Source organism: Micromonospora tulbaghiae (assembly GCF_900091605.1).
GTDB lineage: Bacteria > Actinomycetota > Actinomycetes > Mycobacteriales > Micromonosporaceae > Micromonospora > Micromonospora tulbaghiae.
In genome coordinates this window covers 349810-373844 of the sequence record NZ_FMCQ01000002.1, presented here as the reverse complement: position 1 = coordinate 373844, position 24035 = coordinate 349810, and the positions used below count along the sequence as shown (strand labels likewise).

The following is a 24035-nucleotide window of genomic DNA, read 5'->3' as shown; positions in this document are numbered from 1 at the left end:
TAGTATCGACCTTACTCGATCGGGTTGGTTTGGCAAGGTGCCCGGTCGGCCAGCCGGACCGGCAATCGGTCGTACCCGCGCAGCATCAGCGCGCGGCGCGGCCCGGGCTCGGCGGCCAGCGCCGGGAAGCGGCCCAGCAGGCGGGGCAGGACCAGCCGCCCCTCGGCCCGGGCCAGCGTCGCCCCGAAGCAGTAGTGCGGCCCGGCGCTGAACGCCAGGTGCCGGTTGTCGGTGCGGGACGGGTCGAACCGGTCCGGGTCGGGAAAGCGGCGCGGATCCCGGTTCGCGGCGCCGGTCAGCACCACCACCGTCCGGCCGGCCGCCACCGGCAGGCCGGCGACCTCGGTGTCCGCGGCGGCGTACCGGACCGCGAAGTGCACCGGCGGCTCGTACCGCAGGATCTCCTCGACGTACGACGCCGCGAGCGACGGATCGGCGCGCAGCGCGTCTCGCGCGTCCGGCCGCTCGGTGAGCAGCACCAGGCCGTTGCCGAGCAGGTTCGCGGTGGTCCGGAACCCGGCGTTGTACATGATGATGAGGTTGGCCAGCAGCTCGTCGGCGGTCAGCCGGCCGGGCTCGGCGTCCAGGCCGCGCAGCAGCGCCGAGACGAAGTCGTCGCGCGGCCGCGCCCGGCGCGCGGCGACCAGGTCGGTGAAGTACGCGGTCAGCTCCGCCGCCGCGACGTTGGCGGCCCGGACCTCGCGCATGGACCGGCGGCCGATCTCCAGCACCGCGTCGAACGCGCGGACCCGGGACGGGAACCACTCCCGGTCCGCCTCCGGCACGCCGAGCAGCTCGCCGATGACGTCACTGGGCAGCCGCAGCGCGAAGCGGGCCATGAAGTCGACCGGACGGCCGTCCGCGCCGTCGGCGGCGAGCCCGTCGAGCAGGCCGTCGGCGATGCGCCCGATGGCCGGCTCCAGCGCGGCGACCCGGCGCGGGGTGAGCGCCTGGGAGAACAGGTGCCGGACCCGGAGGTGGTCGCCCTCGGCGGCGTTGAGCATCGACGACTGGAGGATCCGGATCACCTGGTGTTCGCGCCAGCGCACCCCGACCCGGTCCAGGTAGTCGGCGCCGAGCACCCGGAAGACCGGGTCGCGCAGCACCCGGTTGACCGCGTCGTACCCGTGCACGACGAGCGCGTGCGGGTCGGCCGGCCGCAGCGCGACCGCCTCCCCCGCCTCGTGCAGCCGGGCGTAGAACGGGTACGGGTCGCGCCGCACCTCGTCACCGAGCAGCTCGTCGAGGGAGATGGTCACGCGCACGGCCCCTCCTCGCGTACGCCGGCGAGCATGTCGGCGGTGGTGTGCGCACGGATGCCGGGCGGCACCGGGTCGGCGAACCGCGCGACGACCGCCCGGACGTGGGTCTCGGCGGCCTCGGCCAGGCCGTCGTAGACGGCCGCGAACAGGTCCCGGGCCGCCCGGCGCGGCCATCCGGCGGGCAGCAGTTCCAGCGGCAGCCGCGGGTCGAGCGTGGGGAACCGCCGGTACGTGTCCATCACCTCGGTCCGCGCCCGCACGGCGGCGGCGCCGTCGACGGATCCGAGCCGCGACACCAGCGGCGTCCACCGGCGCAGGAACGCCTCGTAGTGTCCACTGATCGCATCGACGTCCCAGGCGTCCACGGGGGCGCGCTGGCCGATCGCACCCAGCGCGTCCTGCCGCCCCCGGAACACCGTGACCGCGCCGAGGGCGAGCTGGGCGAGCCGGGCCCGCGCGGGCCCGGCCAGCTCGTACGGCGAGATCCACAGCCCGTCGTAGAGCGGCGCGAAGCCGAGCCAGCGCAACTGGCCGCGCAGCGCCCGGCGCTGGGTGCCGTGGTCCTGCGGCAGTGAGAAGGCGACGATGGTCCAGCACCCGTCCCACGCCTGCGTCTCGGCGGTGGAGGCGGTGATCCAGTTCCCGCCCGCGGACAGGTCGGCGGCGGCGGCGCGACTGAGCCGGTAGAAGCTGTTGCGGCCCTGCCGGGCGCCCTCCAGCACACCGCGGCGGGCCAGCCGGCTGATCGCGGTACGGGCGCCCGCACTGGTCACGCCGGCCTCGCCGAGCAGCGCGACGATCGCCGCGGACGGCAGCGCGGCGCGGGTACGCAGCGTGTAGTCGGTCAGGAGCGTCACCGCGACGCTCTGCGGAGAGGTGCCGGCCTGCCGCCGGGGCAGCCGCGGCGCCGGCCCCTCGTCCGGGTAGATCTCCTCGATGTCGAACGGGCTTGCCACACGCGCTCCGGGCTCGGCTCAGGGACGGTGCACCGACTGTAGACGAACGCCGCCGCAGCTCATCGGAGCACATCGATTGACACTTCGACGTCCGGCCGGAACACTATGTGCCATACGACGGAGCCGGGCCGGGCGAGCCACGTCAGTGGGTGAGGCGCGACACCGCGGCGGCCCGGGTCGCCGGCGCGGCGCGCACCCGCCCGTCCCCGCCCGCACAGGGCGATCGAAGGAGTCTCCGTGAGAATCAGAGCCAAGATGGTGGTGGCCCTGGCCGCGTCGCTGGCGGCGGCCGGCCTGGTGATCCCCACCGTCCAACCCGCGTACGCGGCGTCGCTGACCGAGGTGACCAGCTTCGGCGACAACCCGGGCCGGATGCGGATGCACGTCTACGTTCCGGACGCCCGCCCGGCCCGGCCGGCCACTGTGGTGGCCATGCACGGCTGCGGCGGTTCCGGCCCCGGCTTCTACTCCGGCAGCGAGTTCGCCGGGCTGGCCGACCGGTACGGGTTCATCGTGATCTATCCCAGCGCGACCCAGCAGGCCGGTTTCGGCAACTGCTTCGACACCTGGTCCGACGCGGCCAAGCGGCGCGGCGGCGGCAGCGACCCGGTGTCGCTCATCTCGATGGTCCGCTACGTCCAGCAGCAGTACGGCGCCGACCCGGACCGGGTCTACGCCACCGGCAGCTCGTCCGGCGGCATGATGACCAACCACATGCTGGCGCTCTACCCGGACGTCTTCAAGGCCGGCGCGGCGTTCATGGGCGTGCCGTTCAACTGCTTCGCCGGCGCCGCCGACTATCCGCCCGGCTCCAGCCAGTGCACCGGCGGGAACATGAACCGCACCCCGCAGCAGTGGGGTGACGCGGTCCGCCAGGCGTACCCCGGCTACACCGGGCCCCGTCCCCGGGTGCAGTTGTGGCACGGCACCAACGACACGCTGGTGCCGTACTCGCTGCTCCAGGAGACGATCGAGCAGTGGACGAACGTGTTCGGCCTCAGCCAGAACCCCACGTCCACCGACACGCCGCAGTCCGGCTGGAACCGGCGGCGCTACGCCGACGCCAACGGCACGGTCCAGGTCGAGGCGTACAGCATCCAGGGCGCCGGGCACAGCCTGCCGTCGGCGGGCATGGCCGCGGCCGCGGTGGCGTTCTTCGGCCTGACCAGCACTCCCGGTCCGACCACGCCGCCGCCCGGTCCGACCACGCCCCCGCCGGGCCCGACCACGCCGCCGCCCGGTCCGACCACACCCCCGCCGGGCCCGACCACCCCGCCGCCCGGCACCGGCGCCTGCTCGGTGAGCATCGAGCTGAACGCCTGGAACAACGGGCTGACCGAGAACATCACCGTCACCAACACCGGCACCGCCGCGGTGAACGGCTGGTCGCTGGCGTTCACGCTGCCCGGCGGCCAGACCATCACCTCGGGCTGGAACGCGTCCTACTCCCCCGCCTCGGGTCAGGTGACCGCGCGCAACGTCGCGTACAACGCGGTCATCCCGGCCCGCGGCTCGACCACCATCGGCTTCCAGGCCACGCACACGGGTAACACCGCCCGGCCCGGCTCGTTCAGCCTCAACGGCTCACCCTGCACGATCGCCTGACCGGCACCCCGCACTCCGGCGTTTCTTCCCACGGCGCCGGGGACGGCCCCGCGACCCGAGAGGTAGCGGGGCCGTTTCGCGCGTACGCCACGCCCACCGCGGCAAAACGTTGAACCGAACGGTTCAGTGTCGTACGGTGAACCTCGTGGTTCAGCAAGAGACGCTCGACCGGGTGTTCGCCGGCCTGGCCGATCCGACGCGACGCGACATCCTGATCCGGCTCGGCGCGGGGCCGGCCACCATCAGCGAGCTGACCGAGCCCACCGGGATGAGTCTCACCGGCGTGCGCAAGCACGTGCGCGCGCTGGAGGACGCGGGCCTCGTGGTGACGCGCAAGATCGGCCGGTCCCGGCAGTGCCGGCTCAGCGAGGCGCCGCTGGACCAGGCCATGGCCTGGATCGCCTTCTACCGACGGCTCTGGGCACGTCGCCTCGACGGCATCGACGCCTACCTCACACTCACCACGAAGGACCGCGACCATGACACTCCACATGCGAGTGACACGACACCTTCCGGGCACCCCTGACGAGGCGTTCGACGCCTACACCGACGCGGGCAAACAGAAGATCTGGTTCGGCATCCTCGACGAGGAGCCCGGCATCGTGGAGATCGACGTCGACCTGCGGGTCGGCGGGAAACAGACCGCCGTCTGGGGTCCCTCCCCCGACATGCTGTTCCGTGAGACGCAGACGTTCCTGGAGATCGACCGCCCGCACCGGCTGGTCACCGAGTCGACCGGCGCCGGCCCGGACGGCGCGACGCTGACCACGCGCATCGAGGTCACCTTCGAGGCGAGGGACGGCGGCACGCTGATGACTGTGGTGCAGAGCGGCTTCCCGACCCCGCAGCTGCGCGACTTCTTCGTCGGCGAGGTCTGGGCCGGGGCGTTCGCCCGCATCGAGGCCTACCTGATCCGAGAGCACGCAGAGGAGACCTCCCGTGGCTGACCTGTCCCGCACCGCCGTCGTCGCGCTCGCCACCGCCGTCGCGGTGGTCGTCAACCTGGTCGTGTACGCGATCGGCCGCGCCGCCGGCGGCAGCTTCCTGTTCACCGCCGACGGCCGGCGGGTGGAGGTCGACGCGGTGACCGTCGCGGGCTTCAGCGCGCTGCCGCTGGCGCTCGGGCTCACCGCCGTCGCCCTGCTGGCCTCCCGGTTCGCCTGGGTGGTCCGGGCCGCGCTGACCATCGGCCCGGCGCTCGCGGTGCTCACCATCGCCACCATGACACTGCCCGCCGACCTGGACACCACCAGCACGATCACGCTGGCGGTGTGCCACCTCACGCTCGCCCCGATCATCGTCGTCGCGGTGACCGCTCTCGGGCGGCGCGCGCGCCGCGCCACCGCCGGCCCGGTCGCCGCCTGACAACGGGTGCGGCCGGCCGTGCCGGCCGGCCGTCACGGATTGTGGTCGGGTAGACAGCCGCCGCCACCTTTTTGCCGACACCGCGTTGTTAACATGGCGACATGGTGTCGACAAGTTTGAGAGGTGGCGGCTGATGTTCCTGGCCATTCGCGAGCTGGGGTTCGCGCGGCTGCGATTCGCCCTGATGGGGGCCGTGATCGCGCTGATCTCGGTGCTGATGGTGATGCTGTCCGGCCTGTCCGTCGGGCTGGTCCGCGACGGCGTCTCCGGCCTGCAGAACCTGCCGGTCACCTCGTTCGCCTTCGCCCACGGCGTGCAGCACGACTCGGCGTTCTCGCGCAGCGTGGTGGACGCCTCGGCGGTGGACACCTGGCGCGACCAGCCGGGCGTGGCGGAGGCGACCCCGTTCGGCAACACGCTGATCAACGGGCGCACCGACGGGGGCACCGAGGTCGACCTGGCGCTGTTCGGCGTCGAGACCGACTCGTTCCTGTCGCCCGCCGTCAGCGAGGGCGACCGGCTCGGCCCGGCGGACGGGATCGTGGTGAGTCCCACCGCCATCGACGCGGGCCTGCGCGTCGGTGACACCGTGACGGTGGACCGGCTGGGCACGCGGCTGCGCGTCGTCGGCGTCACCGAGCAGCAGGACACCTTCGGCCACGTCGACGTGGCGTACGTGCCGCTGGCGACGTGGCAGGCGGTCAAGTCCGGCACCCCGGCCGGCGCGCAGGTGCCGGCGCAGGCGACCCAGGAGATCACCGCCGTCGCGGTCCGTGCGGCCGACGGCGACTCGGTGGACCTGGCCGCGGGCGACAAGGCCGCGGGCACGGAGAGCCTGACGCTCGACGAGTCCTACGGCGCCTCGCCGGGCTACACCGCGGAGACCACCACGCTCCAGCTGATCCAGGGCTTCCTCTACGCGATCTCGGCGCTCGTGGCCGGCGCGTTCTTCGCGGTCTGGGCGATCCAGCGCCGGCAGGAGGTCGCCGTGCTGCGGGCACTGGGCGCCTCGACCCGCTGGGTGCTGCGCGACGCCCTCACCCAGGCACTGATCCTGCTGGCCCTCGCCATCGCCGTCGGCATGGGTATCGGCCTCGGCCTCGGCGCGCTGATCTCCGGCGGCAACGTCCCGTTCGCGCTGCACCCGCAGAGCATCGCCGCCGCCGCGGCCGGACTGCTCGTGCTCGGCCTGGTCGGCGCGGCAGCCGCCGTCGTCCGCCTCACCTCCATCGACCCGGCTACCGCCCTGGGAGGCAACCGATGAGCAGCCGGACCACACCGTCCCCGTCGGCTCCGGGCACCACCCCGGCCGACCTCGGCCTGGTCATGCGCGGCGTGCACCTGCGGCACGGCGACGGCGCGGAGACCGTGCACGCGCTCGACGACGTCGACCTGACCGTCGCGCCGGGCGAGCTGGCCGCGATCGTGGGGCCCTCCGGCGCGGGCAAGTCCAGTCTGCTCGCCGTCGCCGGCGGGCTGGCCCGCCCCGACGAGGGCACGGTCACAGTGGCCGGGCACGACATGACCGTGTCCAGCCGCCGGGCGCGCACCGAACTGCGCCGCCGGCACGTGGGGTTCGTGTTCCAGTCGGGCAACCTGCTGCCCGCGCTGACCGCCGCCGACCAGCTGCGCCTGCCACTGCGGCTGGGCGGACGCCGGGACCGGTCCGGACGCGACCCGCTGCAGATGCTCGCGCACGTCGGCCTGGCCGGGAAGGCCGACCGCCGGCCGCACCAGCTCTCCGGCGGCGAGCGCCAGCGCGTCGGCATCGCCCGGGCGCTGATGACCGAGCCCTCGGTGCTGCTGGTGGACGAGCCGACAGCGGCGCTGGACCGGGCCCGCAGCCACGACATCGTCCAGCTGCTCGCCCAGGAGGCGCGGGAGCGTTCGGTGGCCGTCGTGATGGTCACTCACGATCACGACGTGCTGCAATACTGTGACACCATCTACGAGATGATCGACGGCAAGCTCGCCACGAGCAGCTGATCGACGAGCAGGGAGCGACGCGGACCGGACACGGGCGGCGGGAGACACGGGGAGGTCGGTGTGCCGAAGATCCAAGCCTCGACCGTCGCGGAACACCGGGCCGCGCAGCGGGCGGCGTTGCTCGACGCCGCCCGCACCCTGCTCTCCGAGCACCCGGAAGAGATTCCGAGCCTGGCCGACGTCGCCCGGCACGCCGGGCTGGCCCGGTCCAGCGCGTACTCGTACTTCAAGTCCCGCACCGACATGTTCGACGTGCTGGTCGCCGACACCTTCCCCCGGTGGTCGGCCTTCGTCGAGAAGCAGATGGCCGAGGCCCGCACGCCGGGGGCGAGGATCCTGGCGTACGTCGAGGCCAACCTGCAACTGGTTGCCCGGGGCGACCACGCGCTGGCCCGGGCACTGGCGTCGGTGGGCAACAGCGAGGTGCTGGCGACCTCCAGCCGGCTGCTGCACGACAGCCTCGAGGCGCCGCTGCGCGCCGCCCTCACCGAGCACGGGGCGAGCGACCCGGACCGGATGGCGGAGCTCGTCCAGTCGGTCGTCTACGCCCTCAGCCGCATGATCGAGAACGGTCTCGACCTTCCGGCGGCCAGGGGCCTCGCCCGCGAGCTGCTCACGCCGTACCTGCGCTCGGACGCCGGCTGACCGTCCGCCCCTGAACTCCGGCGCGGCGCTACGGCGTCCGGCCGTCACCACACCTGCTGAACAACGTCGGCCCGGGTCGTCGCCGGCAGCCGCACCACGGGTGCGCGCCCGGTCGACGACCCGGGCCGACGCGCGTCCGGAGCCGGCGCCCGGAGACGCACCGGCGTTCCCGGAGAGGACGCCCGCCGACACGGTCCGGCGCAGCCGTCCGAACGATCGGTACGGGCCGCCGACCGGGGATCGGCGGCCGGCACTGCCGTCCGATCAGGAGCATCCGAACGACCGACCGCAGCATCGACGGTCATCATCGGTCACCGTTCCGCCTGGTGGAACAGCAGCTCAAAGGCGGTGCGGCGGGCTAAGTTACTGATCGGTAGCCCGTTGACGGCATGTGAACCCGGCCCTACCGTTCCACTCAATCGAACGGCGTACGGTTCAACCGAACGCCCTCGGCCTCGCCGAGTGCGGCCCGAAACAGGAAGTCCGAGGCATGCCTGACGACAAGCTTCTCGCTCTTCTCTCCCCCACCCGGCTGGGTCGTCTCACATTGCGGAACCGGGTCTTCGTCCCCGGCCACACCACCAACTTCGGACTGAACAACGCGCCCACCCGCCGCCACGTCGCCTACCACGCGGAGCGGGCGCGCGGTGGCGCCGGCCTGATCATCACCGAGGCGATCCGTGTGCACCCCACGAGCGCGGGCCGCAGCATCAGCCTCGGCAGCTTCGACGACTCGTCGATCCCGGCGTACGCGGCGGTGACCGAGGCCGTGCACGAGCACGGCGCCCGCATGTTCGCCCAGATCATGCACGCCGGGCGGCAGGCCAACGGCGACGCGACCCGCACCGCCGCCTGGTCCTCGTCGCCGGTGCCGTGGGCGGCCGGCTCGCACGTCCCGCACGCGATGGGGCGCCGGGACATCGCCGTCGTCGTCGCCGCGTTCGCCGCCGCCGCGCGCCGGATGCGCGAGGCCGGCTTCGACGGGCTCGAAGTGCACGCCGGCCATGGCCACCTCCTCCAGCAGTTCCTCTCCCCGCACACGAACACCCGCGACGACGCGTACGGCGGCAGCCTCGACAACCGGATGCGCCTGACCCGCGAGGTGCTGACCGCGGTGCTGGCCGCCGCCCCCGAACTGCCCGTCGGGCTGCGGGTCAGCGCCGACGAGTTCCTGCCCGGCGGCCTCGACCCGGCCGCGGTGCTGGAGATCGTCGGCAAGCTGCGCGCCGAGTTCCCCCTCGCCTACGTGCACGTCAGCCACTCCGCCTACCACGGCAGCTGGTCGCTGGCGACGCAGATGGCGGACATGAGCTTCGGCCACGCCCCGTTCCGGCACCACGCGGCGCTGTTCAAGCAGGAGTTCCCGGACCTGCCGGTGCTCGCGGTGTGCCGGCTGGACAGCCTGCCGGAGGCGGCCGAACTCGTCGCCGCCGGCGAGGCCGACCTGGTCGGCCTGGCCCGCCCGCACATCGCCGACCCGCACCTGGTCCGCAAGGCCGAGCAGGGCCGCCAGCACGAGGTACGCGCCTGCCTGGCCTGCAACCAGGGCTGCATCGGCCGGCTGGAGACCAGCCTGCCGATCTCGTGCGTGGTCAACCCGGAGGTCGGCGCCGAGCGGGAGTGGGCCGACGCCTGGCCGGAGCTGCCCGGGCCGTCCGGCGCGCGGAACGTCCTGGTCGTCGGCGGTGGGCCGGCCGGGCTGGAGGCCGCCCTCTCCGCGCACCGGGCCGGGCACCGGGTGACCGTCGTGGAGGCACGGGACCACCTGGGCGGACAGGTGGAGATGGCCGCGCGCGTACCCGGACGGGAGCGGCTCGGGCTGCTCACCCGTGACCTGGCCCGCGACGTGGCGGCCGCCGGCATCCCGGTCCGGCTCGGCCACCGCGCCGGCGTCGACGACGTGCTGACCGGTGGCTACCAGGACGTCGTCCTCGCCACCGGCTCCCGGCCCGCCCGCCGGGAGCTGCCCGGCGGCCCGCCGGTGATCGACATCTGGCAGGCCGTCGACAACCTGGCCGACCCCGGCTACCGGCCGGCCGGTGCCGTCGTCGTGCTGGACGACGAGGGCACCTGGTCGGCGGCGTCGGTCGCGGAGGCGCTCGCCCGCCGGGGCGCCCGCGTCCACCTCGTCTCCCCCACCGCCACGGTGAGCGCCAAGATCACCACGTACTCGCGGCTGGCGCTGCTCAAGCGCTTCGCGGACCTGGGGATCGCGGTCCACCCGATGCGGACCGCCCGCGCCGCGGGCGCCACGGCGGTGGCCCTCGGCGGCCCGCTCGCCGGCGGCGACACGATCGTCGAGGACGTCACCACGGTCGTCGACGGCGGTTCGGCGCAGGCCGCGGACGAGTTGTACCGGCAGCTCGACGCGCTGCCCGACGGCCCCCACATCCACGTCGTCGGCGACGCGAACGCCCCCCGCACCGCCTTCGAGGCCGTCTACGAGGGACGCATGGCCGGCGCGTTCCTCGGCGCCTACGACACCGCGTCCGCCCAGCGCGTGCGGTACGCCCACTGACCCGTCCACCCCGGTAGCGGTGCACCGCGGACCGGACCTCCCCCACCTGCAGAGGAGACAAGCATGCTGGACATCGAGGAGCGCCTCACCCTGGATGAGCGTTCCGCCGTGGACTTCGTCCTCGGCCTGCGCAAGCGCTGGGCGGACACCGTCTACCCGGCGCTGCGCGAGGAGTACGGCGCCACCGGGGCGTCGGCCACGACGATCGCCGACGCCGGTCAGGTGCTGCGTGGTCTTCCGCTCTACCCGTGGTTCAGCCACCTGGAGCGGGTGCAGCAGAAGATGCTCTGGAAGGTCGCCGGCGACGCGGTGCTCAGCCGCCGCGAGGAGCTGACCGACCAGCTCACCTCGCTGCCCGAGCAGCCGAAGGGCTCGCTGGAGCTGAACCCCGGCCTGGAACTGCCCGACTGGTACACCGACTACGACATCCACATCCAGCCCGGCAGCTTCTTCTCCGACGACATGTCCGCCTACGTGTACGAGTTCGGCGCGCGCATCGTCATGCTGCGCGACAACGACGGCTACAAGTTCCACACGCTGTTCGCCAGGACCGCGCTGCCCGAGCTGCCCGCGGCGACCCGGATCGTCGACATCGGGTGCGGTTTCGGCAAGAGCACCCGCCCGCTGCCGGCCAAGTACCCGACCGCGCAGGTGATCGGCGTGGACCTGGCCGCGCCCGGTCTGCGCCTGGCCCACGCCGAGGCCGAGGCGACCGGACTCACGATCGACTACCGGCAGGCCGACGGCCGGGCCACTGGCATCGAGTCGGACAGCTGCGACGTGGTCACCGGCACGATGGTCCTGCACGAGATGCCGGCCGCCGCGATCCGGGAAACGATCGTGGAGGCGGCGCGCCTGCTCAAGCCGGGCGGCTCGCTGCGCTTCCTGGAGTTCATGCTGACCGGCGACCCGGTGCGCGACGCCACCGTCTACGAGCACGCCGAGCGCAACAACGAGCCGTTCTTCCACGACCTGTTCGGCTCGGACCTGATCGAGGTCTGCACCGAGGCCGGTCTGACCGACGTGTCGTGGACCCCGTTCGACGAGCGCCGCAACGGCGTCCAGCCGCAGGGCTGGGGCGACCGTCCCGAGTGGCACTTCCCCTGGGCCGTACTGGCCGCGACCAAGCCGGAGGCGTGATGAGCACCGAGTTCGACTACTTCGGAGACCCCAAGGTCGGCAAGCTGCTCGACCTGGTGCTGCAGCTCTCCACCGAGCTGCACGTGACCCGCCAGCGGGTACGCGTCGTCGAGGCGCTGCTGACCCGCTCCGGCGCGCTCACCGCGGGCGCCGTCGACGAGTTCGTCTCCACCGAGGAGGAGCAGCAGGTCCTCGACCGCGAGCGGGACGCGCTGCTGGCCCGCCTGATGCGCATCCTCACCGAGCACGGCCCCGCGGAGCACCCGCTGCGGGACCAGTGGGAGGCGGCCCTGAGCGAGAAGACGGGCTGATGACCACACCGGACGCGCCCGGCCTGATCGACAGGTACCTACAGCTGTGCGAGGACCGCGAGCTCGACGAAGCAGGCCGCTTTCTCGCGGAGCGGGCCCGGTTGGTCTTCCCGGGCGGCCGGGAGTACTCGTCGCTGCGGGAGATGGCGGCCGCGTCGACCGGAACCTACCGGTGGGTGCGCAAGCACCGGGACCGCTACCTGGTGGGTGACGCCGACGGGCGGGTCACTGTGACCTCGCTCGGGCGGCTGTACGGGGAATGGCTCGACGGCACTCCGTTCGAGGACATCCGCTACGCGGACGTGTTCGTGCTCGACGGCGGACTGATCGTCGAGCAGCACGTCTACAACGATCTGGCCCTGGTCGCGCAGCAGCGCGACGCCTGACCGGCACTGGTCGCGCAGCAGCGCGACGCCTGCCGGACAACGGTCGCGCGGCAGCGCGACGGCTGATTCCCCCACCTCCGCCGCCCCGGCGGCGGAGGTGGTCTCCCCCGACTCATGACGAGGTGTGTGCATATGAAACGAAAGTGGGCTCTGCTCCCGGCGGCGCTGGCCGCCGCGCTGGTCCTGTCCGCGTGCGGCGGCGGCTCCGACGACGACGGCGCCGGCGGCGAGGGCAAGGAGGCGAAGCTGACCATGGCCATCGCCTCCGCCGTGATCGGCCCGAAGGAGGAGGTGGCCGTCTACGCGGTCGCCAAGGAACTCGGCTACTTCGCCGAGGAGAAGCTGACCGTCGAGACGATCAACGCCGACGGCTCGGTCGCCGCCCTCCAGGCGGTCGCGTCCGGCAGCGGCGACATCACCCCCGCCGACGCCGGCTCGGCGCTCGGCGCGGTGGAGAAGAACGTGCCGATCAAGGCGATCGGCGGCCTGGTGCAGAACTGGCCGTGGGTGATGGCGGTCAAGCCGAACTCCCCGATCACCGGCGGCGCGGACCTGCGCGGCAAGAAGATCGGCGTGATCAGCCTGGCCTCCGGCTCGGCCCCGTACGCCCGCGCCTACGTCAAGGCCGCCGGTCTCGACCCGGCCAAGGACGTCGAGCTGCTGCCGGTGGGCGTCGGCGCGCAGGCCGCCGCCGCGCTCAACGACGGCAAGGTCGACATGCTGGCGCTCTACACCCAGGCGTACGCGGTCATCGAGAACGCCGGCACCGAGCTGAAGTACCTGACCAACCCGGACGTGTTCAGCGGCATCCGGTCGCTGACCTTCAGCGTCGGCGCCCGTGACTTCGACGCCAAGAAGGACTCGTACGAGCGGTTCCTGCGCGCGGCGTACAAGGCGATGCTCTTCTCGGCGAAGAACCCCGAGGCCGCCATGAAGATCGGCTACAAGGTCTTCCCGCAGATCCTCGCCGGCAAGTCCGCCGACGAGCGCCTGAAGGCCGACACCGAGAGCCTGACCGCCTGGCTGAAGACGGCCACCCCGGCCAGCGGCGACCCGGAGCAGTTCGGCGACTGGGGCGCGATCAGCGACGACGAGTGGGCGAAGACCCAGGCGTACACCAAGGAGGCCGGGCAGATCACCGGTGACGTCGACATGAAGAAGCTGTGGGACCCGAGCCTGCTCTCCGGCGCGAACGACTTCGACAAGGCCGCGGTGCTGAGCAAGGCCGCGAACTACACCGCCTAGGCAGCGGACAGCGGAAGGGATTTCGATGGCCATCAAGGCGACGGCCCGCCGGGCGCAGACGCAGGCTCCGGCATCGGTGTCGGAAGACTCCTGGATCGAGATCGACGGGCTGGACAAGGAGTACCGGCCCCGGAAGTCGGCACCGACCCAGGCGCTGAGCGACATCAACCTGACGGTACGTCGCGGCGAGTTCATCTCGGTCGTGGGACCGTCCGGGTGCGGCAAGACCACATTGCTGAAGATCCTCGCCGGGCTCAGCCCGAAGTCCGGCGGCGCGGTACGGATCGCCGGGCGGGACGTGACGAAGCCCCTTCCCGAGGTCGGGATGGTGTTCCAGGCACCCACGCTGCTGCCGTGGCGCACCATCTTCGACAACGTGATGGTGCCGGCGGAGATCCAGCGACTGGATCCCCGCCGGCACCGGGAACGCGCGCAGCAGTTGCTCGAGATGGTCGGTCTCAACGGCTTCGAGCAGAAGTACCCGCACGAGCTCAGCGGCGGCATGCAGCAGCGGGCCGGCATCTGCCGGGCGCTCGTGCACGACCCGGCGGTACTGCTGATGGACGAGCCGTTCGGCGCGCTCGACGCGATGACCCGCGAGTACATGAACGTGGAGCTGCTGCGCATCTGGCAGGAGAGCAACCAGACGATCGTGCTGGTCACGCACTCCATCCCGGAGGCGGTGTTCCTCTCCGACCGGGTGGTCGTGCTCAGCCCCCGGCCGGGCCGCATCGCGGAGGTCCTGGACATCGACCTGGAGCGGCCGCGTGACCTCGGCGTCATGTCGTCCGACCGGGCCGGGGTCTACGTGGAGCGGATCCGCCGACACTTCAACGCCGCCGGCGTTATCGACTGACGAGGGACAGCCATGGCAACAAGCAACCTGGTCCGCGAGCCGGCCCAGCCACCGGCGCCGTCCGCCCGGCCCGCCCGGCCCGCCCGGCGCAAGTTCGACCTCCGCGAGAAGCCCCAGCTCTGGCTGGTCCCGACGGTCTTCGTCGTGGTCGTGCTGGCCTGGGAGTACGGCGTCCAGCTCATCGGCGTCGACGAGTACGTCCTGCCGCTGCCGTCGAGCGTGGTCGAGTCGCTGTGGCAGCAGCTCGGCGACGACCAGTTCTGGGGTCACTTCTGGGTGACCACCCAGGAGGCGCTGCTCGGGTTCGTGATCGGTGTCGGGGCCGCGCTGCTGCTCGGCACGTTCATCTCCCAGATCAAGATCGTCGAAGCCACCCTGATGCCGTACATCGTGGCCTTCCAGACCGTGCCGAAGGTCGCCCTGGCCCCGCTGTTCGTGGTCTGGTTCGGTTTCGGCCTGACCAGCAAGGTGGTCATGGCCGCGGTGATCTCGTTCTTCCCGATGCTCGTCAACGTCATCGAGGGTCTGCGTGCCGCCGACGCCGACAAGATCCAGATGCTGACGGTGTTCGGCGCGAGCAAGACCCAGATCTTCCGGATGGTTCGGCTGCCCAGCGCGCTGCCGTTCATCTTCGCCGGCCTGGACATCGGCATCGTCTTCGCCATCCTCGGCGCGGTCGTCGGCGAGTTCATCGGCGCCAAGGAGGGCCTGGGCTACCTGCTGCTGCAGACCAACTACAACTTCGACATCGCCGGCATGTTCGCCGTCCTGGTGGTCCTGTCGGTGATGGGTCTGGTGGCGCACTTCGTGATCCGGCTGCTCCAGAAGCGCCTGGCCTTCTGGGCCGAGGACACGAAGGTGATCGGCGCGTGACGACAGCTGACGGGACCGTCGTCACGCGTGCGGAGCACCGGCCGGGCGTGGTTCACGCCCGCCCGGCCGGTGGCCGAACGGGAGAGGCAGGACACGAGACATGAACACCGACCCGAACCGGTTCGACGGACGGGTGGCCCTGGTGACCGGGGCGGCCCGCGGCATCGGCGCCCGCATCGCCGCGACCCTCGCTCAGCGCGGCGCTACGGTGGCGCAGGCCGACCTGCTCGACGACTGGGCGGAGGCCGAGCTGACCGGCGGCGCGCACACCCGGCACCGGGTGGACGTCCGGTCGGCCGCCTCCTGCACCGCCCTGGTGGCCGAGGTCCTGGACTCCCACGGCCGCCTCGACCTGCTCGTCAACAACGCCGGGATCGTCCGGCGCGGACCGGCGGCGACGATGTCCGAGGAGGACTTCACCGCCGTCCTGGACGTCAACCTGACCGGTACGTTCCGGATGTGCCAGGCCGCGTACCCGGCCCTGCGGCAGACCCGCGGCGCGGTGGTGAACATCGGCTCCACGAACGGGCACATCGCGGTGCTGAACACGCTCGGCTACTGCGTCAGCAAGGCCGGCGTGATGCACATGGCGCGCGTGCTGGCCCTGGAGTGGGCGCCGGACCGGATCCGGGTCAACGCCGTCGGACCCACGATCGTGCCCACCGACATGACCTCCGACGTACGCGGCGACGAGGCGTACCTGGCCGACAAGATGGCGAGCATCCCGCTGGGCCGGATGGCGCAGCCGCAGGACGTCGCCAACGCGGTCGCCTACCTGCTCAGTGACGCCGCCGCCATGACCACCGGGCAGACGATCTTCGTCGACGGCGGCGTCACCATCCACTGACTTTCCCCCTCTCCGACCCCTTCTGTGAGGACCACCATGCCCAAACCGGATACCGCGGCCGCTCTCGCGGCCGTCGACGCGCACTTCGACGAGTTCGTCGAGGAGCTCCAGCAGCTGTGCCGCATCCGCAGCCGCCGCCAGGAGCCGGAGCAGATGGAGGCCACCGCCGAGTTCATCGCCGGGTCGGTCCGCCGCTGGGGCGGCGAAGCCGAGATCATCCCGTGGGAGCAGTCGTACCCGTACGTGCTGGCCGAGGTGCCCGGCGAGGGTGACAAGGCGCTGCTGCACTTCACCCACTACGACGTGGAGGTCGAGCCGGCCGGTGACGACGCCGACTGGATCAGCCCGCCGTACGCGGCGGAGATCCACGACGGCCGGCTGTACGCCCGGGGCGTGGCCGACGACAAGGGCGTCGTCATGTCCCGTATCCACGCGGCGGCGGCCTGGAAGCTGGCCGGGCTGACCCCGCCGGTGACCAACCGGATCATCTTCGAGGGCAAGAAGTGGCTGCACAGCCCGGGCCTGGGCTCGTTCGTGCAGGCGCACGCCGACCGGCTCGCCAGCGACGCGGCGCTGTGGGAGAACTCCTGGCTCGACGGCGAGGACCGGCTGCTGCTCAAGCTCGCCGAGAAGGGCGTGCTCTACCTGCGCCTCACCGCGCAGACCCTGCCGCGCGACCTGACCAGCCAGAACACCGCGCTGCTGCCGGCTGCCACGGCCCGGCTGGCCGCCGCCCTGGCGCAGCTGCAGCGGCCCGACGGCACCGTGACGATCCCCGGTTTCGCCGACGACGCGCGGCCGCCGACCGACGAGGAGCGGGCGCTGCTGGAGAAGGTGGCGTTCGACGGGGACTTCCTGCGCAAGCGGGCCCAGGTCGACCGGTTCACCGGTGACCTGGACGACCAGGCCGCCGCGGTGGCCATCCGGACCGTGCCGACGCTCACCGTCGCGGGTTTCGCCGGCGGCGACATGCGCGACGACGTGACGCTCGGCATCCCGTCGACCGCCTCCGCGAAGCTGGAGATCCGGCTGGTGCCGGGCCAGGACCCGGACCGGGTGCTCGGCTGCATCCGCGACCACCTGGCGGCGACCGGCGTCGGTGACCTGCGCATCGAGGTGATGGCGACCAGCCGGCCCAACCTCACCGACCACCGCGACCCGTTCGTCGCGCTCGTCGCCGACACGGCCCGCCGGGTGTACGGGACCGAGCCGGTGATCGAGCCGTACACGCAGTGGATCGGCAACCAGGGCGTGATCGCCGACCGGCCGATCGTCGGCGTCGGCGTGTCCCGGGCCGACTCCGGTGTGGACGGCCCGAACGAGAACATCCGGCTGGACGACTACAAGGCCGGCATCAAGCACGTCATCGAGGTCATGGCGGCGCTGGCGGTGGCCGAGTGACCCGGGCCCGCGGCGTGGCCCGCCGCGCCTACGTCGACGTGCCGTGGGGGCAGGTGCACTACCGGCACGGCGGCGACGCCGACGCCCCGGTGCTGCTGATCCTGCACCAGTCCCCGCTCTCCTCGGCCACCTACGACGCGGTGATCGAGCCGCTGGCCCGCCGCGGCCTGCGGGTGATCGCCCCGGACACGCCGGGGTTCGGCATGTCCGACGCGCCGCCGCGCCCGTGGTCCATCCCGGAGTACGCGGCCGGGGTGTGGCAGTTCGCCGACGCCCTCGGACTGTCCCGGGTGCACCTGCTCGGCCAGCACACCGGCGCGATCGTCGGCGCGGAGGCGCTGATGTCGGCGCCGGAGCGGGTGCACCGGCTGATCCTCCAGGGCATCCCGCTCTACGACGAGCAGGAGCGGGCGGAGAAGAAGCGGTCGTACGCGCCCGGCTACGTGCCGGCCCGCGACGGCGGCCACCTGAAGGTGATCTGGGACCGGGTGTACGGCCTGTACCCGCGCCTGACCCCGGAGGAGGCGGACCGCCAGGTCACCGAGTACCTGCTGACCGGCCCGGACTACGCCACCGCGTACCGGGCGGTGTTCGACCACCACGTCGACACCACGGCCCTGGACGCGCTGCCCGTCGTGCTGCTGCACGGCGCCGACGACCTGCTGGACCGGATGACGCCGCAGGTGCGGGCCGCGCTGCCCGGCGCCGAGCTGGTCACCATCCCCGGTGGCACCGACTTCGTGGCCGACGAGCAGCCGGAGGCGTTCGCCGACGCGGTCGCCGCGCAGGTGCACGCCGACCTCGGGCGGGAGGTGGCGGCATGAACGCCGGCACCCCGGTCACCGAGGCGAAGGTCGTACCGGCTAACACGCTCTACACCGCGACCGTCGAGGTCTCCGGCGGCCGGGGCGGCAGCGCCCGGTCGCTGACCGGGTCGCTGCGGGTCGACCTGACCCGCCCCGTCGAGCGGGGTCCGGACGCGCCCGGCACCGACCCGGAGGAGCTGTTCGCGGCCGGGTACGCGGCCTGCTTCGACAGCGCGCTCACGGTGGCCGCCCGGCAGGCCGGCATCCGGCCCGGTCCGACCACTGTCACCGCCTCGGTCTCCCTCGGGCAGACGCAGGACGGCCGGTACGCGATCGCCGTGGTGCTGGACGTGTCCGCGCCGCAGTGCCCACAGGCGGAGCTGGAACGCGCGGTGGAGCTGGCCGACCGGATGTGTCCCTACTCGAACGCCCTGCGGGGCAACACCGCGGTGGCGATCCGGGTCGATGGCCACCGCTGACCTGACCCGGCCCGCAGCGGTCCGCCACCCGGCGGATCCGCCGCGGCCCGCCGGCCCGATGGCCCTGGCCGTCGGGCTCGGCGCGGTCTACCTGATCTGGGGCTCGACCTACCTGGGCAACCGGGTGGCCCTGGACAGCATCCCGCCGCTGGTCGCCACCTCGGCCCGGTTCCTGGCCGCCGCGCTGCTGCTGTTCGCGGTGGCGGCGCTGCGCCGGGGACCGGCCGGGCTGCTGCTGCCCCGGCGGCAGTGGGGCGGGGTGGGCGCCAGCGGGCTGCTGATGGTCGGTGCGGGCAGCGCGCTGCTCGCACTGGGCCAGCAGTACGTGCCGACGGGGCTGACGTCGCTGCTGGTGGCGGGCATGCCGCTGTGGGTGCTGGTGTTGCGGCTGGCGGTCGGTCCACGGCCGTCGGCGCTCGCGGCCGTGGGCGTACTGGGCGGGGTGGCCGGGCTGGCGCTGCTGTTCTCGGTGCCGACGCAGGGGTGGCACCTGGGCGGGATGCTGCTGGTGGTGGTCTCCACGATGGTGTGGGCGCTGGGCTCGACGCTGTCGCAGCGGCTGCACATGCCGGCCGACCACCTGGTCGGCACCGGCTGGCAGATGCTCGTCGGTGGCGTCGCGGTGGCGGTGGCCGGCGTGGTCAGCGGTGAGCTGGGGCGGTTCCGCCCGGGCGACGTGACGGGCCGGTCCTGGCTGGCGTGGACCTACCTGATGCTGGTGTGCACAGTGGTCGGCTTCAGCGTCTACACGTGGCTGCTGCGCAACGCGCCGATCCAGCTCGCGTCCACCTACGCGTACGTCAACCCGGTGGTGGCGGTCCTGCTCGGCATGATGGTGCTGGATGAATCGTTGTCCGGACGACAGGTGCTCGCCGGTGCCGTGGTGCTCGCCTCGGTGGCGCTCGTCATCGCGCGGGAGCGACCCCGGCAGGCCGACGGCCTCCCGCCCGGGAAGACCCCCGTCGCGCCCGCCTGACGCCCGGCGACCCCGCCCACGTACGTCGACACTGGAGGAACAGAGATGATCACGACAGCGGTCGTCGAGAGCAGCGCCGGCCGGACCCGCTCCGGTCTGGGACGCGCCCTCGACATCGTCAACATCATCGCCGAACGGGCACCGGAGACCCTCGGCGTGTCGACGATCGCGCGGGAACTGGGCCTGCCGAAGGCGGTCGCCCACCGGATACTCAAGGAGCTGGTGGCCGACAACTTCCTCACCTTCAACGAGGAGACCAAGCGGTACCGACTCGGCACCGGCGCGCTGGCGGTGGGCCTGGCCGCGCTGCGTGCGCTGGACGTGCCGGACATCGCGCGCCGGTACCTGGTCCGGCTGGTCCGCGACAGCGGCGAGACCGCCACGCTGTCGGTGCGGCAGGGCTGGTCGCGCGTCTACATCGACCAGGTGCTGTCGCCGCACGAGGTCCGGATGTCGGTGTCCCTGGGCACCAGCCACGCGCTGCACTCCGGGTCGTCGTCGAAGGCGATCCTGGCGGCGCTGCCGGACGCCGAGGTCGACGACTACCTCGGACACCACCCGCTGGACGCGGTCACCCCGGCCACCATCACCTCCACCGCGAAGCTGCGGGCCGAGCTGGCCCGGGTCCGCCGCCAGGGGTACGCGGTGAGCATGGGCGAACGGCAGAACGGCGCCGGCAGCGTCGCCGCCGTGGTGCGGTACGCGACCGGGCAGGTGTTCGGCTCGATCTCGCTGTGCGGGCCGCAGAACCGGTTCACCCCGGAGGTGTGCGCCGCGCACGGGGCGCTGGTCGCCGCGGCGGCGGCGGAGATCTCCGCCGAACTGGGTTTCCGGCCGCCGGCGCAGCGTGCCGCCGGCCGGACGGGTCAGGAACAGAACTGGGGAGGTGGAACAGGTGAGTGACGGACCGCTGACGGGCCTGCGGGTGCTGGACGTCTCGACGATCCTCGCCGGGCCGCTGTGCTGTCAGATCCTCGGCGACTACGGCGCCGACGTGATCAAGATCGAGCACCCGACCATGGGTGACAGCATGCGCGGCCACGGCAAGGCCAAGGACGGCCATCCCCTGTGGTGGAAGGAGATCTCCCGCAACAAGCGGCTGGTCGGGCTGAACCTGTCCGCGCCGGAGGGCGCGGCGCTGCTGCTGCGGCTGGCCGAGCGGGCCGACGTGCTGGTGGAGAACTTCCGGCCGGGCACGCTGGAGCGCTGGGGCGTCGGGCCGGAGGAGCTGCACCGGGTCAACCCCGGTCTGGTGATCGCCCGGATCACCGGCTTCGGGCAGACCGGCCCGTACGCCTCCCGGGCCGGGTTCGGCACCCTGGCCGAGGCGATGAGCGGCTTCGCCCACCTGACCGGCACCGCCGACGGCCCGCCCACGCTGCCCGCGTTCGGGCTGGCCGACAGCATCTGCGGCATCGCCACCTCGTCGGCCGTGATGATGGCGCTGTGGCACCGGGAGCGCTCCGGCGGCCGGGGCCAGGTCGTCGACATGAGCCTGCTGGAACCGATCATGACCGCGGTCGGTCCCGGCCCCACCGTCTTCGACCAGCTCGGGGTGGTGGAGCAGCGACAGGGCAACCGCTCGACGAACAACGCGCCGCGCAACACGTACCAGACCAAGGACGGCTCGTGGGTGGCGATCTCCACCAGCGCCCAGGCCATCGCCGAGCGGGTGCTGCGGCTCGTGGGCCACCCCGAGGTGATCGACGAGCCGTGGTTCCGTACCGGCGTCGGGCGGGTGGCGCACGCGGACCTGCTCGACGAGTACGTGGGCTCGTGGATCGCCGAGCGGACCCGCGACGAGGTGGCCGCCGCGTTCGCCGAGGCCGGCGCCGCTGTCGCCCCGGTCTACAGCGCCAAGGACATCGTCGAGGACCCGCACGTCCAGGCCACCGAGATGATCACCACGGTCGACGACCCGGACCTGGGCCCGATGCGGATGCACAACGTCATGTGGCGGATGTCGGAGACGCCGGGCCGGATCCGGTTCACCGGCCGCTCCCCCGGCGCCGACACCGACGCCCTGCTCGTCGAGGAACTCGGCTGCGACCCGGCCGAGATCGCCGACCTGAAAGCCCGTGGCGTCGTCGCCTGACGACGCCGACAGCCGAAACGCGAGGAACCCCGTGGGCACCACTGCCAGAACCGCCGACCGCCTGCTCGACGCCGTGCAGGCCGGCGTCACGATCTACGACCTGGGCCGGCGGCTGACCGCCGGCATGCCGCAGTCACCGAACCACCCCGCGTTCGGGCTCACCCTGCCGCGCCGCCACGGCGACATGGTGCGGGCCGACGGCGGCTCGGCCGCCAACGACCTGCTGGTGATGGGCACGCACGTCGGCACGCACGTCGACGCGCTGGCGCACGTCTCCCAGGACGGCCGGCTGCACGGCGGCGCCGACGCCGCCGCGGCGCAGGTCGGCGGCCGGTTCGACGAGCTGGGCGTGCACACGGTCGCGCCGATGGTGCGCCGCGGCGTGCTGCTGGACGTACCGGCCGCGCTGGGCGTCCAGAGCTGCGAGCCCGGCTACGAGATCACCCCCGCCGACCTGGACGCCGCGGTGTCCCGGCAGGGCACGCCGGTGGGCGCGGGCGACGTGGTACTCATCCGCAGCGGGTGGGGCCGGCTGTTCGACCACGAGGACCGCAACCAGTACATCGGCAAGGACTCCGGCGTACCGGGGGTCGGCGCGGACGGCGCCACCTGGCTGGCGCAGCGCGGCGTGCACGCGGCCGGCGCGGACACCATCGCGTTCGAGTGCCTGCCGCCGGGCAAGGGCCACAGCTCGCTGCCGGCGCACCGGATCCTCCTCGTCGAGCACGGCATCTACCTGATCGAGACGATGGCGCTGGAGGAGCTGGCCCGCGACGAGGTGCACGAGTTCACCTTCGTCATGGCGCCACTGCCGCTGTACGGCGCCACCGGCTCCCCGGTGCGCCCGCTGGCGGTGATCAGCCGTGGCTGAGCCGACCCTGGGCCGCCACCTGGCCGCCTTCGCCGCCGACACCGCCGCCGAGACGCTGCCCGACGAGGTGGTCGCGAGCGTCCGGGCCCGCGTCCTGGACGTGCTCGGGCTCTGCGTGGCGGCCCGGCCGCTGCCGACCAGCCAGGCGGCCCTGGACTACGTCGCCGAGCAGGGCGGCCGGGGCCAGGCCACCGCCGTCGGACTGGACGAGAAGGTCCCGGCGGCGCTGGCCGCGTTCGCCAACGGCGTGCTGGCGCACTCGCTCGACTACGACGACACCCACCTGCCGTCGGTGCTGCACCCCAGCGCGTCGGTGGTGCCGGCCGCGCTCGCCGCCGCCGAGGCGTCCGGGGCGTCCGGGCGGGAGACCGTCGCGGCCATCGCCGTCGGCTTGGAGGTGTGCGTCCGGCTGGGCATGGCCGGCTACGACCCGGCCGCCGGCAACTCCGTCTTCTTCGAGCACGGACAGCACGCCACCTCGATCTGCGGCACGCTCGGCGGCGCGGTCGCGGCGGCCCGGCTGCTGAAGCTGGACGCCGACGGCGCGCTCGACGCGCTCGGGGTGTCCGCATCGATGGCGGCCGGGCTGATCGAGTCCAACCGCAACGGCGGCACCGTCAAGCGGATCCACTGCGGCTGGGCGGCGCACGCGGCGGTCAGCGCCGCGCAGCTGGCCCGGCACGGCGTGACCGGACCGCCGACCGTGCTGGAGGGACGCTTCGGCTTCTTCCAGGCGTTCCTGCGCGGCGAGTTCGACGGCGACGAGATCGTCCGCGGGCTCGGCACCGACTGGGCGGTGCCGGGCATCTTCTTCAAGCCGTACCCGGCGAACCACTTCACCCACGCCGCGATCGACGCGGCGATCGCGCTGCGCGAACGCGGGTTGCCGCTGGACGAGATCGAGTCGATCACGCTCGGCGTGCCGACGCCGACGGTGCGCACCATCGGCCAGCCCATCGAGCGCAAGCGCACGCCGCAGACCGGCTACGAGGCGCAGTTCAGCGGCCCGTACGCGGTCGTCGCCGGCCTGATCGGCGGCGGCGGTCTCGGCGTGGACCTCGCCGACTTCACCGACGCCCTGGCGCACGACCCGCAGCGGCGGGCGCTGATGGCGCTGGTCGACGTGGTGGGCGACGAGCGGTGCGACGCGATCTTCCCGCACCAGTTCCCGGCGGTGCTGCGGGTGGTCACCCGCGACGGGCGGGAGTGGGTGCAGGAGGTGCTCGCCAACCGGGGCGGGCCGCAGCGTCCGCTCAGCGACGCCGAACTGGCGGTCAAGTTCCGCACGAACGCCGCCGCGCTGCCGGAGGCGACCGCCGACCGCATCGCCGAGGAGGTCCACCGGCTGGACCGGGCCCCCGACGTCCACGGCCTGATGGGCCTGATCAACCGCCGCTGAACCGAGCACGAGG

The 24035-nt window shown here is 72.9% G+C and carries 25 protein-coding genes; 23 read left to right on the top strand and 2 right to left on the bottom strand.

The genetic code is table 11. The features are described 5' to 3' along the window. Positions 1 to 11 precede the first annotated feature (11 nt). Together GA0070562_RS06765 and GA0070562_RS06760 are read right to left on the bottom strand one after the other, a co-directional pair. Positions 12 to 1265 carry a cytochrome P450 gene (locus tag GA0070562_RS06765; RefSeq protein ID WP_091417039.1) on the bottom strand — a complete coding sequence of 418 codons (1254 nt, stop codon included), beginning with the start codon at positions 1263 to 1265 and terminating at the stop codon, positions 12 to 14. Next, a complete protein-coding gene (locus tag GA0070562_RS06760; RefSeq protein ID WP_091417037.1) occupies positions 1256 to 2218 on the bottom strand; it encodes a PaaX family transcriptional regulator in 963 nt (320 codons plus the stop codon). Before GA0070562_RS06760 ends, GA0070562_RS06765 begins: the two co-directional genes overlap by 10 nt. 255 nt (positions 2219 to 2473) lie before the next feature. Between GA0070562_RS06760 and GA0070562_RS06755 the strand changes: the two genes are divergently transcribed. The 23 genes from GA0070562_RS06755 (at position 2474) to GA0070562_RS06645 (ending at position 24022) form a co-directional block, all read left to right on the top strand. Further along, complete coding sequence (locus GA0070562_RS06755) at positions 2474 to 3823, top strand: extracellular catalytic domain type 1 short-chain-length polyhydroxyalkanoate depolymerase (protein ID WP_244253808.1); 1350 nt, start codon at positions 2474 to 2476, stop codon at positions 3821 to 3823. A 145-nt stretch (positions 3824 to 3968) separates the two neighbouring features. Beyond that, the gene (locus GA0070562_RS06750; RefSeq protein WP_091418419.1) at positions 3969 to 4349 is read left to right on the top strand and encodes an ArsR/SmtB family transcription factor; all 381 of its coding nucleotides are present in this window, start codon (positions 3969 to 3971) and stop codon (positions 4347 to 4349) included. Further along, positions 4303 to 4770: an SRPBCC family protein gene (locus GA0070562_RS06745; protein WP_091417031.1), complete on the top strand. Its 468-nt coding sequence runs from the start codon at positions 4303 to 4305 to the stop codon at positions 4768 to 4770. The genes GA0070562_RS06750 and GA0070562_RS06745 overlap by 47 nt, the downstream gene beginning before the upstream one ends. Next, positions 4763 to 5188, top strand: a complete 426-nt coding sequence (locus tag GA0070562_RS06740) for a DUF6069 family protein (RefSeq protein ID WP_091417028.1) — start codon at positions 4763 to 4765, stop codon at positions 5186 to 5188. Before GA0070562_RS06745 ends, GA0070562_RS06740 begins: the two co-directional genes overlap by 8 nt. A 133-nt stretch (positions 5189 to 5321) precedes the next feature. Next, positions 5322 to 6452 carry an ABC transporter permease gene (locus GA0070562_RS06735; protein WP_091417025.1) on the top strand — a complete coding sequence of 377 codons (1131 nt, stop codon included), beginning with the start codon at positions 5322 to 5324 and terminating at the stop codon, positions 6450 to 6452. Then, complete coding sequence (locus tag GA0070562_RS06730) at positions 6449 to 7174, top strand: ABC transporter ATP-binding protein (protein WP_091417023.1); 726 nt, start codon at positions 6449 to 6451, stop codon at positions 7172 to 7174. Before GA0070562_RS06735 ends, GA0070562_RS06730 begins: the two co-directional genes overlap by 4 nt. A 60-nt stretch (positions 7175 to 7234) precedes the next feature. Next, positions 7235 to 7819 carry a TetR/AcrR family transcriptional regulator gene (locus GA0070562_RS06725; RefSeq protein ID WP_091417020.1) on the top strand — a complete coding sequence of 195 codons (585 nt, stop codon included), beginning with the start codon at positions 7235 to 7237 and terminating at the stop codon, positions 7817 to 7819. Between the two features lie 490 nt (positions 7820 to 8309). Next, positions 8310 to 10337 (top strand): oxidoreductase, encoded by a 2028-nt coding sequence (locus GA0070562_RS06720; RefSeq protein ID WP_091417018.1) that lies wholly within the window; start codon positions 8310 to 8312, stop codon positions 10335 to 10337. 63 nt (positions 10338 to 10400) lie between these two features. Beyond that, complete coding sequence (locus GA0070562_RS06715) at positions 10401 to 11477, top strand: class I SAM-dependent methyltransferase (RefSeq protein WP_091417014.1); 1077 nt, start codon at positions 10401 to 10403, stop codon at positions 11475 to 11477. Next, positions 11477 to 11788, top strand: coding sequence for a hypothetical protein (locus GA0070562_RS06710; protein ID WP_091417013.1), 312 nt, complete (start codon positions 11477 to 11479; stop codon positions 11786 to 11788). The genes GA0070562_RS06715 and GA0070562_RS06710 overlap by 1 nt, the downstream gene beginning before the upstream one ends. Further along, a complete protein-coding gene (locus tag GA0070562_RS06705; protein WP_091417010.1) occupies positions 11788 to 12174 on the top strand; it encodes a nuclear transport factor 2 family protein in 387 nt (128 codons plus the stop codon). Before GA0070562_RS06710 ends, GA0070562_RS06705 begins: the two co-directional genes overlap by 1 nt. A 132-nt stretch (positions 12175 to 12306) precedes the next feature. After that, entirely contained in the window at positions 12307 to 13419 is a 1113-nt protein-coding gene (locus tag GA0070562_RS06700; RefSeq protein ID WP_091417007.1) for an ABC transporter substrate-binding protein, read from the top strand. A 25-nt stretch (positions 13420 to 13444) separates the two neighbouring features. Continuing rightward, positions 13445 to 14275: an ABC transporter ATP-binding protein gene (locus GA0070562_RS06695; protein WP_175438667.1), complete on the top strand. Its 831-nt coding sequence runs from the start codon at positions 13445 to 13447 to the stop codon at positions 14273 to 14275. A gap of 12 nt (positions 14276 to 14287) precedes the next feature. Continuing rightward, on the top strand, positions 14288 to 15148 hold the full coding sequence (locus GA0070562_RS06690; RefSeq protein WP_091417004.1) for an ABC transporter permease: 861 nt from the start codon (positions 14288 to 14290) through the stop codon (positions 15146 to 15148). A 100-nt stretch (positions 15149 to 15248) separates the two neighbouring features. Continuing rightward, on the top strand, positions 15249 to 15995 hold the full coding sequence (locus tag GA0070562_RS06685; protein ID WP_091417002.1) for an SDR family NAD(P)-dependent oxidoreductase: 747 nt from the start codon (positions 15249 to 15251) through the stop codon (positions 15993 to 15995). A 36-nt stretch (positions 15996 to 16031) separates the two neighbouring features. Continuing rightward, positions 16032 to 17396: a M20/M25/M40 family metallo-hydrolase gene (locus GA0070562_RS06680; RefSeq protein ID WP_091416999.1), complete on the top strand. Its 1365-nt coding sequence runs from the start codon at positions 16032 to 16034 to the stop codon at positions 17394 to 17396. Further along, positions 17393 to 18220, top strand: a complete 828-nt coding sequence (locus GA0070562_RS06675; protein ID WP_091416995.1) for an alpha/beta fold hydrolase — start codon at positions 17393 to 17395, stop codon at positions 18218 to 18220. Before GA0070562_RS06680 ends, GA0070562_RS06675 begins: the two co-directional genes overlap by 4 nt. Further along, positions 18217 to 18681: an Ohr family peroxiredoxin gene (locus GA0070562_RS06670; RefSeq protein ID WP_091416993.1), complete on the top strand. Its 465-nt coding sequence runs from the start codon at positions 18217 to 18219 to the stop codon at positions 18679 to 18681. Before GA0070562_RS06675 ends, GA0070562_RS06670 begins: the two co-directional genes overlap by 4 nt. Next, positions 18668 to 19657, top strand: coding sequence for an EamA family transporter (locus tag GA0070562_RS06665; protein ID WP_091416990.1), 990 nt, complete (start codon positions 18668 to 18670; stop codon positions 19655 to 19657). The genes GA0070562_RS06670 and GA0070562_RS06665 overlap by 14 nt, the downstream gene beginning before the upstream one ends. A gap of 45 nt (positions 19658 to 19702) precedes the next feature. Beyond that, positions 19703 to 20560, top strand: a complete 858-nt coding sequence (locus tag GA0070562_RS06660) for an IclR family transcriptional regulator (RefSeq protein ID WP_091416988.1) — start codon at positions 19703 to 19705, stop codon at positions 20558 to 20560. Further along, positions 20553 to 21752 (top strand): CaiB/BaiF CoA transferase family protein, encoded by a 1200-nt coding sequence (locus GA0070562_RS06655; protein WP_091418413.1) that lies wholly within the window; start codon positions 20553 to 20555, stop codon positions 21750 to 21752. The genes GA0070562_RS06660 and GA0070562_RS06655 overlap by 8 nt, the downstream gene beginning before the upstream one ends. A gap of 31 nt (positions 21753 to 21783) precedes the next feature. Next, complete coding sequence (locus GA0070562_RS06650; protein WP_091416985.1) at positions 21784 to 22623, top strand: cyclase family protein; 840 nt, start codon at positions 21784 to 21786, stop codon at positions 22621 to 22623. Further along, positions 22616 to 24022 (top strand): MmgE/PrpD family protein, encoded by a 1407-nt coding sequence (locus GA0070562_RS06645; RefSeq protein WP_091416983.1) that lies wholly within the window; start codon positions 22616 to 22618, stop codon positions 24020 to 24022. Before GA0070562_RS06650 ends, GA0070562_RS06645 begins: the two co-directional genes overlap by 8 nt. The last annotated feature ends 13 nt before the right edge of the window (positions 24023 to 24035 follow it).

Coding starts and splice junctions, on each gene's coding strand:
- GA0070562_RS06670 (WP_091416993.1), top strand. CDS start 18,217: ATGAACGCCGGCACCCCGGTCACCGAGGCGAAGGTCGTACCGGCTAAC.
- GA0070562_RS06695 (WP_175438667.1), top strand. CDS start 13,445: ATGGCCATCAAGGCGACGGCCCGCCGGGCGCAGACGCAGGCTCCGGCA.
- GA0070562_RS06685 (WP_091417002.1), top strand. CDS start 15,249: ATGAACACCGACCCGAACCGGTTCGACGGACGGGTGGCCCTGGTGACC.
- GA0070562_RS06715 (WP_091417014.1), top strand. CDS start 10,401: ATGCTGGACATCGAGGAGCGCCTCACCCTGGATGAGCGTTCCGCCGTG.
- GA0070562_RS06700 (WP_091417007.1), top strand. CDS start 12,307: ATGAAACGAAAGTGGGCTCTGCTCCCGGCGGCGCTGGCCGCCGCGCTG.
- GA0070562_RS06705 (WP_091417010.1), top strand. CDS start 11,788: ATGACCACACCGGACGCGCCCGGCCTGATCGACAGGTACCTACAGCTG.
- GA0070562_RS06730 (WP_091417023.1), top strand. CDS start 6,449: ATGAGCAGCCGGACCACACCGTCCCCGTCGGCTCCGGGCACCACCCCG.
- GA0070562_RS06735 (WP_091417025.1), top strand. CDS start 5,322: ATGTTCCTGGCCATTCGCGAGCTGGGGTTCGCGCGGCTGCGATTCGCC.
- GA0070562_RS06660 (WP_091416988.1), top strand. CDS start 19,703: ATGATCACGACAGCGGTCGTCGAGAGCAGCGCCGGCCGGACCCGCTCC.
- GA0070562_RS06665 (WP_091416990.1), top strand. CDS start 18,668: ATGGCCACCGCTGACCTGACCCGGCCCGCAGCGGTCCGCCACCCGGCG.
- GA0070562_RS06680 (WP_091416999.1), top strand. CDS start 16,032: ATGCCCAAACCGGATACCGCGGCCGCTCTCGCGGCCGTCGACGCGCAC.
- GA0070562_RS06710 (WP_091417013.1), top strand. CDS start 11,477: ATGAGCACCGAGTTCGACTACTTCGGAGACCCCAAGGTCGGCAAGCTG.
- GA0070562_RS06745 (WP_091417031.1), top strand. CDS start 4,303: ATGACACTCCACATGCGAGTGACACGACACCTTCCGGGCACCCCTGAC.
- GA0070562_RS06720 (WP_091417018.1), top strand. CDS start 8,310: ATGCCTGACGACAAGCTTCTCGCTCTTCTCTCCCCCACCCGGCTGGGT.
- GA0070562_RS06690 (WP_091417004.1), top strand. CDS start 14,288: ATGGCAACAAGCAACCTGGTCCGCGAGCCGGCCCAGCCACCGGCGCCG.
- GA0070562_RS06755 (WP_244253808.1), top strand. CDS start 2,474: ATGGTGGTGGCCCTGGCCGCGTCGCTGGCGGCGGCCGGCCTGGTGATC.